The sequence below is a fragment of the Arthrobacter tecti genome (genome assembly GCF_054511355.1).
Map to the genome: position 1 here is coordinate 56,519 of NZ_JBTNCT010000011.1, position 13,149 is coordinate 69,667.

The 13,149-nt window shown below is 61.5% G+C and carries 7 protein-coding genes; 1 reads left to right on the top strand and 6 read right to left on the bottom strand.

Translation table 11 applies throughout. From position 1 onward, the window contains the following. Positions 1-130: 130 nt before the first annotated feature. The 5 genes from fusA to rpoB form a co-directional block, all read right to left on the bottom strand. Positions 131-2,245, bottom strand: a complete 2,115-nt coding sequence (gene fusA / locus ACX80C_RS12825; protein WP_459326847.1) for an elongation factor G — start codon at positions 2,243-2,245, stop codon at positions 131-133. An 83-nt stretch (positions 2,246-2,328) separates the two neighbouring features. Further along, positions 2,329-2,799, bottom strand: coding sequence for a 30S ribosomal protein S7 (gene rpsG / locus ACX80C_RS12830; RefSeq protein ID WP_459326848.1), 471 nt, complete (start codon positions 2,797-2,799; stop codon positions 2,329-2,331). Position 2,800: 1 nt separating this feature from the next. Further along, complete coding sequence (gene rpsL, locus ACX80C_RS12835; protein WP_026545668.1) at positions 2,801-3,175, bottom strand: 30S ribosomal protein S12; 375 nt, start codon at positions 3,173-3,175, stop codon at positions 2,801-2,803. Positions 3,176-3,504: 329 nt separating this feature from the next. Then, a complete protein-coding gene (locus ACX80C_RS12840) occupies positions 3,505-7,401 on the bottom strand; it encodes a DNA-directed RNA polymerase subunit beta' (protein WP_459326849.1) in 3,897 nt (1,298 codons plus the stop codon). 196 nt (positions 7,402-7,597) lie between these two features. Further along, positions 7,598-11,107, bottom strand: a complete 3,510-nt coding sequence (gene rpoB, locus ACX80C_RS12845) for a DNA-directed RNA polymerase subunit beta (protein WP_459326850.1) — start codon at positions 11,105-11,107, stop codon at positions 7,598-7,600. A 357-nt stretch (positions 11,108-11,464) separates the two neighbouring features. Here rpoB and ACX80C_RS12850 point away from each other — a divergent pair, with 357 nt between their 5' ends. Beyond that, complete coding sequence (locus ACX80C_RS12850) at positions 11,465-12,667, top strand: acetyl-CoA C-acetyltransferase (protein WP_459326851.1); 1,203 nt, start codon at positions 11,465-11,467, stop codon at positions 12,665-12,667. Positions 12,668-12,736: 69 nt separating this feature from the next. Here the strand turns inward: ACX80C_RS12850 and rplL are convergent, their stop codons facing one another. Next, positions 12,737-13,117 (bottom strand): 50S ribosomal protein L7/L12, encoded by a 381-nt coding sequence (gene rplL / locus ACX80C_RS12855; RefSeq protein ID WP_459326852.1) that lies wholly within the window; start codon positions 13,115-13,117, stop codon positions 12,737-12,739. Between the last annotated feature and the right edge of the window lie 32 nt (positions 13,118-13,149).

Here is a 13,149-nt window from a genome sequence, read left to right on the forward strand (position 1 = left end):
CTTTGGTGAAATTGCTGTTTTGCGCCTGATTCAAAGGATGAATCCATTGCGCTGCGCGCGGTGGGCAGACCTTGTCAGCAAGTGTCCGCCCACCGGCGTTCGGCTCCCGTCTACCGAGGGGAGCCTTCGGTTACTCTCCGCGGGTCTTCTGAATGATCTCGTCGGCTACTGCCTTCGGGACCTCCGAGTAGCTGTCGAACTGCATCGAGTAGACGGCACGACCCTGGGTCTTTGAACGCAGGTCACCGATGTACCCGAACATGCCGGACAGCGGCACATGGGCACGGATGACCTTCACACCGCTTGCATCCTCCATGGACTGCATCTGACCGCGGCGGGAGTTCAGGTCGCCAATCACATCACCCATGTATTCCTCAGGCGTGCGGACTTCCACCTCCATCAGCGGTTCGAGCAGTACGGGCTTCGCCATGCGGGCAGCTTCCTTGAACGCCATGCGACCAGCGATCTTGAACGCCATTTCGGAGGAGTCAACATCGTGGTAAGCGCCGTCAAGCAGCGTTGCCTTGATGCCGACCACCGGGTACCCGGCCAGGATGCCGTCGTTAAGCGCGTCCTGGATACCGGCGTCGACGCTCGGAATGTACTCACGCGGAACACGGCCACCAGTGACCTTGTTCTCGAATGCGTACAGCTCGCCCTCGGCGGTGTCCATCGGCTCGATCTTGATCTGGATCTTCGCGAACTGCCCGGATCCACCCGTTTGCTTCTTGTGGGTGTAATCGTGCTTCTGCACCGTACCGCGGATGGTCTCGCGGTACGCAACCTGCGGCTTGCCGACGTTAGCTTCGACCTTGAACTCACGGCGCATGCGGTCGACCAGGATGTCCAGGTGGAGCTCGCCCATTCCGGCGATGATCGTCTGGCCGGTGTCCTCGTTGAGGGAAACCTGGAAAGTCGGATCCTCAGCCGAGAGCTTCTGGATGGCAGTCGAAAGCTTTTCCTGGTCACCCTTGGTCTTCGGCTCGATCGCAACCGAGATAACGGGCTCCGGGAAGCTCATCGACTCAAGGACAATCTGGTTCGAGGAGTCGGACAGGGTGTCACCGGTAGTGGTGTCCTTCAGCCCGATAGCCGCGTAGATGTGGCCCGCGAAGGCTTCATCCACGGGGATTTCCTTGTTGGCGTGCATCTGGAAGAGCTTTCCGATGCGTTCCTTCTTGCCCTTGGTGGAGTTGACCACGCCGGTGCCTGCGGTGACGTGCCCCGAGTAGACCCGGATGAACGTCAGCTGTCCGAAGAACGGGTGAGTCGCAACCTTGAACGCAAGAGCCGAGAACGGCTCTTCGGTGCTCGGCTTACGCGTCAGCTCGGTCTCATCGTTGCGTGGGTCGTGTCCAACCATCGGCGGAACGTCCAGCGGGGAAGGCAGGTAGTCGATGACGGCATCGAGCATCGGCTGCACACCACGGTTCTTGAATGCGGAGCCACAGAGAACCGGGTAGATCTCCGAGTTGATGGTCATCTTGCGGATGCCGGCCTTCAGCTCCTCGATGGTGGGCTCTTCGCCCTCGAGGAACTTGTTCATCAGTTCATCCGAAGATTCAGCAACAGCTTCGACCAAGGCTGCGCGGTACTCTTCAGCCTTTGCCTGGAGGTCAGCAGGAATTTCCTGGATCTCGTACTTGGCGCCCATGGTTACATCACCCTTGGAGTCACCAGGCCACACGAGTGCGCGCATGTAGAGCAGGTCGATGACGCCTACGAAGTCGTTCTCGGCACCGATCGGCAGCTGCATGACCAACGGCTTCGCACCAAGGCGGCTGATGATGGTGTCAACCGTGAAGTAGAAGTCAGCGCCCAGCTTGTCCATCTTGTTGACGAAGCAAATGCGGGGAACTTCGTACTTGTCGGCCTGGCGCCATACCGTCTCGGACTGGGGCTCTACGCCTTCTTTGCCGTCAAATACGGCAACGGCGCCGTCAAGGACGCGCAGTGAGCGCTCAACCTCGACGGTGAAGTCAACGTGGCCGGGTGTGTCAATGATGTTGATCTGGTTCTGTTCCCAGAAGCAAGTCACCGCGGCGCTGGTGATGGTGATGCCGCGTTCCTTTTCCTGTTCCATCCAGTCAGTCGTCGAGGCGCCGTCGTGCGTCTCACCGATCTTGTGGTTTACACCCGTGTAGAACAGGATGCGCTCGGTAGTGGTGGTCTTGCCGGCATCAATGTGGGCCATGATGCCGATGTTGCGGACCTTGTTGAGGTCAGTAAGCACGTCCTGTGCCACGGTGTCTCCCTTTTCTAAGGTGGAGTTCTACTGGACCGCCGGTCCTTCACGCCGCCGGAGCGGGATCAGGACCGGCAGCGCGATTACCAGCGGTAGTGAGCGAAGGCCTTGTTGGACTCGGCCATCTTGTGCGTGTCTTCGCGGCGCTTCACAGCGGCGCCCAGACCGTTCGAAGCATCGAGGATCTCGTTCTGGAGGCGCTCGGTCATGGTCTTCTCGCGGCGAGCCTTCGAGTAGCCGACCAGCCAGCGGAGAGCCAGAGCCGTGGAACGGCCCGGCTTGACCTCGACGGGCACCTGGTAGGTTGCACCACCGACGCGACGGGAGCGAACCTCGAGGCTCGGCTTGACGTTGTCCATCGCCTTCTTGAGGGCCGCAACGGGGTCACCGCCCGACTTGGTACGGGCGCCTTCAAGCGCGCCGTAGACGATGCGCTCAGCGGTGGACTTCTTGCCGTCGACGAGTACCTTGTTGATCAGCTGCGTGACCAGTGGTGAACCGTAAACGGGATCTACAACGAGCGGCCGCTTCGGGGCCGGGCCCTTACGAGGCATATTACTTCTTCTCCATCTTTGCGCCGTAGCGGCTGCGAGCCTGCTTGCGGTTCTTCACGCCCTGGGTATCCAGTGCGCCACGGACGATCTTGTAGCGGACACCGGGAAGGTCCTTCACACGACCACCGCGCACCAGCACGATGGAGTGCTCCTGGAGGTTGTGACCTACACCGGGAATGTATGCGGTTACCTCGATGCCGCCGTTGAGGCGAACGCGCGCAACCTTCCGGAGAGCCGAGTTCGGCTTCTTCGGGGTGGTGGTGTAGACGCGGGTGCAGACGCCGCGCTTCATGGGGCTACCCTTCAGTGCGGGCGCCTTGGTCTTGGAGACCTTCGGTGACCGGCCCTTACGGACCAGCTGGTTAATGGTAGGCACTTCTCAGTTCTCCGTATGTTGTCTTGAGATCAGATCTCTGCTGACTCCGCGCGCCACCGCCGGCCGGAGCCGATTGCAGCAAACGGAGCTTGTCAGTCGATTGGCGTGCCTCTGAAGGACACGAGCAAAAACGACCGTAGGCGTGCAAAAATGTGGCATTCGTTGTACAAGTTCCCTACAACCCGGAGATACGTCGAATAGACGCCAATCCACTGCCACAAACAATTCCCGACCAGTCTACCAGATTGCCGACCCGCACCCTTACAGCCTGGTAAAGGGGCCCGGACTCTGCAGTCCGGGCCCCTTTACGCCTTACTATTTAGAGCTTCCTAGCGGAAATCGTTCGAAGACCCCATGTCGTAGTCATCCAGCGGGATGGCATGGAACTCAGGGCTCAAGCCACCGTCAACGCCTGCGTAGTCAAAGTCGCTGAAGGCGCTCGGACCAGTGAACAGGTTCGCTTTGGCTTCCTCAGTAGGCTCAACGGTGACCTTCGTGTAGCGGTCCAGGCCGGTGCCGGCCGGGATGAGCTTACCGATGATCACGTTCTCCTTGAGCCCCAGCAGCGGGTCGCTCTTACCTTCCATGGCGGCCTGCGTGAGAACACGCGTGGTCTCCTGGAACGAAGCGGCCGACAGCCATGATTCGGTTGCAAGCGATGCCTTGGTGATACCCATGAGCTCGGGACGGCCGGAAGCCGGCTTCTTGCCCTCGGACACCACACGCCGGTTCTCATCCTCGAAGCGGCGACGCTCGGCCAGCTCACCCGGGAGAAGGTCGGAGTCGCCGGACTCGATGACGGTCACGCGCCGCAGCATCTGCCGGACGATGACTTCCACGTGCTTGTCGTGGATGCCTACGCCCTGGCTGCGGTACACGCGCTGCACCTCGTCGACCAGGAATTCCTGTGCCTTGCGCGGGCCGAGGATACGGAGGATCTGCTTGGGATCCACCGCACCGAAGACCAGCTGCTGGCCGACCTCGACATGATCGCCGTCGGATACAAGGAGCCGTGCACGCCGCAGGACCGGGTACGCGATTTCCTCGGAGCCGTCGTCGGGCGTGACCACCAGGCGCAGCTGCTTCTCTGCATCCTCGATGGTGACCCGGCCGGCGACCTCGGAGATCGGCGCAACACCCTTCGGGGTACGCGCTTCGAAGAGCTCCTGGATACGGGGCAGACCCTGCGTGATGTCCTCAGCCGATGCAACACCACCGGTATGGAAGGTACGCATGGTCAGCTGGGTACCCGGCTCACCGATCGACTGCGCAGCGATGATGCCCACAGCCTCACCGATGTCAACCGTCTTGCCAGTGGCAAGCGAACGGCCGTAGCAGAGCGCACAGGTGCCAACGCTGGACTCACAGGTCAGGACCGAACGGATCTTGATGTCCGTCACTCCCGCTGCGAACAGCTTGTTGATCAGCACGTCACCGACATCGGACGCCGCAGGTGCCAGCACCTCGCCGTTCGAATCGACGACGTCGGTAGCCAGCGTACGGGCGTACGCTGAGTTCTCGACTTCCTCGTGCAGGACCAGCTCACCGTCGTGGTTCGGGACCGCAATGGTGACATTGAGGCCACGCTCGGTTCCGCAGTCGTCCTCGCGCACGATGACGTCCTGCGACACGTCCACCAGGCGACGGGTCAGGTAACCCGAGTTAGCGGTACGCAAAGCGGTATCGGCCAGACCCTTTCGGGCACCGTGGGTTGCGATGAAGTACTCCAGGACCGAAAGACCCTCACGGTAGGAGGACTTGATCGGACGCGGGATGATCTCACCCTTCGGGTTGGCCACCAGGCCACGGATACCGGCGATCTGGCGAACCTGCAGCCAGTTACCACGGGCACCCGAGGAGACCATGCGGTTGATGGTGTTGTCCTTGGGCATTGCCCCACGCATCGACTCTGCTACCTCGTTGGTCGCCTTGTTCCAGATGTCGATCAGTTCCTGACGACGTTCCTCATCGGCGATGAGGCCCTTGTCGAACTGACCCTGGACCTTGGCGGCCTGCGCTTCGTAGCCCTCCATGATTCCGGCCTTGTTGATCGGCGCGGAGATATCGGAGATGGCAACGGTGACACCCGAGCGGGTTGCCCAGTAGAAACCGGCATCCTTCAGGTTATCCAGCGTTGCAGCGGTGACGACCTTCGGGTAACGCTCCGCAAGGTCATTGACGATGGCCGAGAGCTCGCCCTTGTCTGCAACCTTGTCCACCCACGGGTAATCCTCCGGCAGGGTTTCGTTGAAGATAACCTGGCCGAGCGTGGTGTCGATGAGCGCAGGAGCGCCCTCTTCCCATCCTTCGGGAGCCGCGATATCCGGACCCGGCACGAAGCCCGGCACCCGGATCTTCACGACCGAGTTGAGGTGGAGCTCGCCTGAATCGAAAGCCATGATGGCTTCGGCGGGACTGGAGAAGACGCGCCCCTCCCCTGCCGAGCCTTCACGCTTGGTGGTGAGGTGGTGCAGACCGATGATCATATCCTGCGAAGGCAGGGTGACCGGGCGCCCGTCCGAAGGCTTCAGGATGTTGTTCGAGGACAGCATCAGGATGCGGGCCTCGGCCTGGGCTTCAGGGCTCAGCGGCAGGTGCACGGCCATCTGGTCGCCGTCGAAGTCAGCGTTGAAGGCTCCACAGACCAGCGGGTGAAGCTGGAGAGCCTTGCCTTCAACAAGCTGCGGCTCAAACGCCTGGATGCCGAGGCGGTGCAGGGTTGGTGCACGGTTCAGCAGCACAGGGTGCTCGGTGATGATCTCTTCGAGGACATCCCAGACCTGCGGGCGGTAACGCTCCACCATCCGCTTGGCACTCTTGATGTTCTGGGCGTGGTTGAGGTCAACCAGGCGCTTCATCACGAACGGCTTGAAGAGTTCCAGAGCCATCTGCTTGGGCAGACCACACTGGTGCAGCTTCAGCTGGGGGCCGACGACGATGACCGAACGGCCTGAGTAGTCAACGCGCTTACCGAGCAGGTTCTGACGGAAGCGGCCCTGCTTGCCCTTGAGCATGTCGGAGAGCGACTTCAGCGGACGGTTGCCCGGCCCTGTGACAGGGCGTCCACGACGACCATTGTCGAACAGCGAGTCAACGGCTTCCTGAAGCATGCGCTTCTCGTTGTTGACGATGATCTCAGGCGCACCGAGGTCAAGCAGACGCTTCAGGCGGTTGTTCCGGTTGATCACGCGACGGTACAGGTCGTTCAGGTCGGAGGTCGCGAAGCGCCCGCCGTCCAGCTGAACCATCGGGCGCAGTTCCGGCGGGATCACCGGTACGGCGTCCAGCACCATGCCCAACGGGCTGTTGGTGGTGGTAAGGAACGCGTTGACAACCTTCAGCCGCTTCAGGGCGCGGGTCTTGCGCTGTCCCTTACCGTTCTGGATGATGTCGCGCAGCAGGTCTGCTTCTGCCTGCATGTCGAAGTTCTCGAGGCGCTTTTTGATCGCTTCGGCGCCCATGGAACCTTCGAAGTACAGACCGTAGCGGTCGCGCAACTCGCGGTACAGGCCCTCGTCGCCCTCAAGGTCAGCGACCTTCAGGGTCTTGAAGCGGTCCCAAACCTGCTCCAGGCGCTCGATCTCGGCGTCGGCACGCTTGCGGACGTTTGCCATCTGGCGGTCGGCGGAATCGCGTGCCTTCTTCTTGTCGGCAGCCTTCGCACCTTCACCCTCAAGACGAGCGAGCTCATCCTCAAGGTCGCGGGCAATCGTCGCGATGTCTGAATCGCGCTGATCAACCAGCTGCTTCTTCTCAAGGTCATGCTCAGCCTGGAGATTCGGCAGTTCCGCGTGGCGGTTCTCCTCGTCAACCGAGGTGATCATGTAGGCAGCGAAGTAGATGACCTTCTCAAGGTCCTTCGGCGCCAGGTCAAGGAGGTAGCCAAGACGCGAGGGGACGCCCTTGAAGTACCAGATGTGCGTAACCGGAGCTGCGAGCTCGATGTGGCCCATCCGCTCACGGCGCACCTTCGCACGGGTGACCTCAACGCCACACCGCTCGCAGATGATGCCCTTGAAGCGCACGCGCTTGTACTTACCGCAGTAGCATTCCCAGTCACGGGAAGGACCGAAGATCTTCTCGCAGAAGAGTCCGTCCTTCTCAGGCTTGAGCGTGCGGTAGTTGATGGTTTCCGGCTTCTTCACTTCGCCGTACGACCAGCCGCGGATCTCTTCCGCGGTGGCCAGGCCGATTCGCATGAGGCCGAATGAGGATTCGCTGGACATGTGGTCCCTGTCTCTCTTTATCTCTAAACTCAAGAAGTCTTTGGGTGCGGTGGGAGGTGTTTGGTTGGGTGCCGGGTGTCCCGGACCGCTACCTGGATCGGCGGCAACGAAATTTCCTCGGCCGCGGGCGGCCTCCGAAATATTAAAGCCGCCTTTCCTCCAGGCATCGGCCCGGAACTAAGTCCGATACGTCGCCTTACACTTCCTCGACAGAACTCGGCTCGGCCCGTGAGAGGTCGATGCCCAACTCTTCCGCGGCCCGGAAGACTTCTTCATCCGAGTCACGCATCTCAATGGTGGTGCCGTCCGTGGAAAGGACTTCCACGTTCAGGCACAGCGACTGCATTTCCTTGATCAGAACCTTGAAGGACTCCGGAACGCCGGGCTCCGGGATGTTCTCGCCCTTGACGATGGCCTCGTACACCTTGACGCGTCCATGGATGTCGTCCGACTTGATGGTCAGAAGTTCCTGCAGCGTGTACGCCGCGCCGTAGGCCTCGAGAGCCCAAACTTCCATCTCGCCGAAGCGCTGGCCACCAAACTGTGCCTTACCACCCAGCGGCTGCTGCGTGATCATCGAGTACGGACCGGTGGACCGGGCGTGGATCTTGTCGTCCACCAGGTGGTGGAGCTTCAGGATGTACATGTAGCCCACCGAGATGGGGTCCGGGAACGGTTCGCCGGAACGGCCGTCGAACAACCGTGCCTTGCCGGACTCGCCGATCAGGCGCTCGCCGTCACGGGTCACGTTGGTCGAGTTGAGCAAGCCGACAATCTCGTCCTCGGTCGCGCCGTCGAAGACGGGGGTTGCGACGGTGGTCGAAGCTACCTCGCGCGGCAGGTTCGGAAGGTTCTTGAGCCACTCGGGCTCGCCTTCGATCTTCCAGCCCTGCTTGGCGGCCCACCCAAGGTGGATCTCCAATACCTGTCCGACGTTCATACGGCCAGGAACACCCAACGGGTTCAGGACGATGTCGACGGGTGTGCCGTCCTCAAGGAACGGCATGTCCTCGACGGGCAGGATCTTGGAGATGACGCCCTTGTTACCGTGACGGCCGGCGAGTTTGTCGCCGTCGGTGATCTTGCGCTTCTGCGCGACGTAGACCCGCACGAGCTGGTTGACACCGGGGGGCAGTTCGTCGTCGTTGTCGCGATCGAAGATACGCACGCCGATGACCGTACCGGACTCGCCGTGGGGCACCTTGAGCGAGGTGTCACGGACTTCGCGGCTCTTCTCACCGAAGATCGCGCGCAGCAGGCGTTCCTCCGGGGTCAGTTCCGTTTCACCCTTCGGTGTGACACGGCCAACCAGGATGTCGCCTGCCTCAACCTCAGCACCGATGTGGATGATGCCGCGCTCGTCGAGCGCGCCCAGAACCTCTTCGGAGACGTTCGGGATATCACGCGTGATTTCCTCGGCACCCAGCTTGGTGTCGCGGGCATCAACCTCGTGCTCCTCGATGTGGATTGAGGTCAGGACATCGTCGGAGACGATGCGCTGCGAGAGGATGATCGCATCCTCGAAGTTGTGGCCTTCCCAGGACATGAAGGCAACGAGCATGTTCTTGCCGAGAGCCAGTTCACCCTGATCGGTGGACGGGCCGTCGGCGATGATGCCGTTGTACTCCACGCGGTCACCCTCTGCGACCAGTACCCGCTGGTTGTACGCGTTGCCCTGGTTGGAGCGCGCGAACTTCATGATCGGGTAGTTGGTCTCGGTGCCGTCGTCGTTCAGGACGGCAACAAGATCAGCCGACACTTCGGTGACAACGCCCGGCTTGTTGGCCGTCACGGCGTCGCCGGCGTCAACAGCGGCGTTACGCTCCATGCCGGTTCCCACGAGAGGACGCTCGGAACGCAGCAGCGGCACAGCCTGACGCTGCATGTTGGCACCCATGAGCGCACGGTTGGCGTCGTCGTGCTCGAGGAACGGAATCATTGCCGTTGCGACCGAAACCATCTGGCGCGGGGAAACGTCCATGTACTCAACGTCGGTTGCGGCAACGAGAACCGGCTCGCCGGAACCACCACGGGTACGGACCAGGACCATGTCCTCTTCGAACTTGCTGTTCGAATCCAGCGGAGCGTTTGCCTGGGCAATAAGGCGCTCCACCTCGTCATCCGCGGTCAGGTAATCGATCTGGTCCGTCACAACACCGTTTTCGACCTTGCGGTACGGGGTTTCAATGAAACCGAAGGTATTGATCCGGCCGTAGGACGCCAGTGAACCGATCAGGCCGATGTTCGGGCCTTCAGGGGTTTCGATGGGGCACATACGTCCGTAGTGCGAGGGGTGGACGTCACGGACCTCCATGCCGGCGCGGTCGCGGGACAAACCACCCGGGCCTAGTGCCGACAGGCGACGCTTGTGCGTCAGGCCGGCGAGCGGGTTGTTCTGGTCCATGAACTGCGACAACTGGGAAGTCCCGAAGAACTCCTTGATCGCTGCGACAACCGGACGGATGTTGATCAGGGTCTGCGGCGTGATCGCCTCGACATCCTGCGTGGTCATGCGCTCGCGGACAACGCGCTCCATGCGGGACAGGCCAGTACGGACCTGGTTCTCGATGAGCTCGCCGACGGCGCGGATGCGGCGGTTGCCGAAGTGATCAATGTCATCGACCTCGACACGGAGCTCCACCTCTTCGCCGTCGCGCTTACCGGCCAGGGTCTTCTCACCAGCGTGCAGGGCAACCAGGAACTTGATCATCGCAACGATGTCATCGATGTTCAGGACTGAGGCGTCAGGATCACCGAGGTTCTTGTCAATGCCGAGCTTGCGGTTGATCTTGTAGCGGCCAACCTTCGCCAGGTCATAGCGCTTGGAGTTGAAGTAGAGGTTGTCCAGCAGGGTCTTGGCAGCCTCAACCGTGGGCGGCTCTCCCGGACGCAGCTTCCGGTAGATGTCCAGCAAGGCATCTTCCTGGGTCTCCGTAGCATCCTTCTCAAGGGTTGCGCGGATGGAGTCGTACTCACCGAAGGTCTCCAGGATCTGGCCCTCGGTCCAGCCGAGCGCCTTCAGGAGGACGGTGACCGACTGCTTGCGCTTGCGGTCCAGACGAACGCCGACCTGATCGCGCTTGTCGATCTCCAGCTCAAACCATGCACCGCGCGAGGGGATGATCTTCGCGCTGAAGATGTCCTTGTCGCTGGTCTTGTCCGCAGCGCGCTCGAAATAGGCGCCTGGGGAACGGACCAGCTGCGAGACGACGACACGCTCGGTGCCGTTGATGACGAACGTACCCTTCTCTGTCATCAGCGGGAAGTCGCCCATGAACACGGTCTGCTGCTTGATCTCGCCCGTGTTGTTGTTCATGAACTCGGCCTTGACGTACAGCGGTGCAGCGTACGTGGCGTCGCGGTCCTTGCACTCAGCCATGGTGTACTTCGGATCCGCGAACTCAGGTTCGGAGAAGCTCAGGGACATGGTGCCCTGGAAGTCTTCGATCGGTGAGATCTCTTCAAAGATGTCAGCAAGGCCGGAAGTGGTGGCTACGCCGGGGATGTTCTGCTCCAGCGCCTCCTTGACGCGCGCCTTCCAACGCTCGTTACCGACAAGCCAGTCAAAGCTGTCTGTTTGGAGGGCTAGAAGATTGGGAACATCCAGCGGTTCGTGAATCTTTGCGAATGATAGCCGGGGTGCGGCGCCGTCGGCGTCGACCTGGCTGGTAGCGGTTGCATTATTTGAGGTGCTCGGGGCGACCAAGAGGGATCCTTCCACAGACCAACAGGCGTGTTCTTACGATCACTCCCCGCACCGTTTCGGTGCCAACCTGACGCCCGCAACCAATGGACGGAAGATCTCGATCGTCGAGAAATCCGTTAAATGGCAAATGCGAGGCAAAGCCCACCGCTATATGAAGGCTGAGGTTATGAGGGAAGACGCAAATATCAACTGTACGGCACAGCTAGCGACAATGTCCAACCCGATGTGGTATATGCGAGCGTCGGCCATTGCTCCCCGGTCAAATGATTTCAGTGAATGACCATTAGCTGAGTTGGCCCTGGCGCCGGTAGCCTTGTGCATAGCGGCATTTCAATGACGAAAGTGAGCAGTAATCCCATGAATACCCTCGAACAGAATCCGCAGGACGTCGTCATCGTAGGCGGCGCCCGCACACCGCAGGGCCGCCTCAACGGGCAGCTCGCGTCCTTCAGCGCGGTGGAGCTCGGTGCTTTCGCCGTCTCGGGCGCGCTCGATCGGGCGGGCGTCTCGACCGGCGACGTCGACGCCGTCATTATGGGCCACGTGGTCCAGGCCGGCTGCGGGCAGAATCCCGCCCGCCAAACTTCGATCAAGGCCGGGATCGGGTGGGATGTCCCCAGTGTCACGGTCAACAAGGTCTGCCTCTCCGGCCTGACTGCGGTGATCGATGCCGCGCGCCTCATCCGAAGCGGCGAGGCGACCGTGGTGGTTGCGGGCGGCCAGGAATCGATGACCCGCGGTCCGCATTTGCTTCCCGGTGCGCGCCAGGGCTGGACCTACGGAACAATGCCCGCCGTGGACTCGGTCGCGCATGACGGCCTGACCGATGCTTTCGACGCCGAATCGATGGGATCCTCGACCGAACGGGGCAACACCAGCCTCAAAATCGACCGCACCGCGCAGGACACGGTTGCGGCTTCGTCGCACCAGCGCGCCGCCGCGGCCATGGAGTCCGGCGTATTCGACGAGGAGATCATCCCCGTGCGCGTGCCGCAACGGAAGGGCGAGGATATTGTCGTGAACCAGGACGAGGGTGTCCGCCCGAACACCACCGTAGACACCCTTGCGGGACTCCGACCGGCATTCTCGAAAGACGGGTCCATCACGGCCGGAAACTCCTCCCCGCTGTCGGACGGCGCTGCCGCACTCGTTCTCACAACCCGCGCCAATGCCGCGGAACGCGGACTGAACGTGCTCGCCGTCGTCGGCCGTCCGGGCCAGGTAGCGGGACCGGACAATTCGCTGCACTCCCAGCCCTCCCGCGCGATCACCCAAGCGCTCGAGCGCGCCGGCTGGTCGACAGCGGATCTGAACTTCATCGAAATCAATGAGGCGTTCGGATCCGTAGCGTGCCAGTCCCTGAAGGATCTGGACCTCCCGCTCGAGAAGTGCAATATTCACGGTGGTGCGATCGCCCTCGGCCACCCCATCGGCGCCTCGGGTGCCCGACTTGCGCTCCACGCAGCAACGGAACTGAACCGGCGGGGAACCGGTAAGGCCGCAGTTTCGCTGTGCGGAGGCGGCGGCCAGGGCGAAGCCCTCCTGCTATACCGCGACTGATCTGCTCCAACAGACAAAGCAGCCCCGGAACCGAACGGTTCCGAGGCTGCTTTATGAAGTTCGAGGAACTTACTTGAGGGTGACGGTAGCGCCGGCGGCCTCGAGGGACTCCTTGGCCTTCTCTGCCGTCTCCTTGTTTGCGCCTTCGAGGACAGCCTTCGGTGCACCGTCGACCAGGTCCTTGGCTTCCTTGAGGCCGAGGGAGGTCAGGGCACGTACTTCCTTGATGACCGCGATCTTCTTGTCGCCGGCAGCTTCGAGGACGACGTCGAAGGAGTCCTTCTCTTCCTCGGCAGCTTCGCCAGCGCCGCCACCGGCGGGGCCGGCAACAGCAACAGCAGCAGCGGTGACGTCAAAGGTCTCTTCGAACAGCTTTACGAAGTCCGAGAGCTCGATGATGGACAGTTCCTTGAAAGCTTCGATGAGCTCTTCGTTGGTGAGCTTCGCCATGGCTAAGCATCCTTCCTGAAATGGTGCACGCG

Excerpts from the sequence above, each read along its gene's own strand:
- rpsG (WP_459326848.1), bottom strand. The coding sequence starts at position 2,799 with ATGCCTCGTAAGGGCCCGGCCCCGAAGCGGCCGCTCGTTGTAGATCCC.
- rplL (WP_459326852.1), bottom strand. The coding sequence starts at position 13,117 with ATGGCGAAGCTCACCAACGAAGAGCTCATCGAAGCTTTCAAGGAACTG.
- ACX80C_RS12840 (WP_459326849.1), bottom strand. The coding sequence starts at position 7,401 with ATGTCCAGCGAATCCTCATTCGGCCTCATGCGAATCGGCCTGGCCACC.
- ACX80C_RS12850 (WP_459326851.1), top strand. The coding sequence starts at position 11,465 with ATGAATACCCTCGAACAGAATCCGCAGGACGTCGTCATCGTAGGCGGC.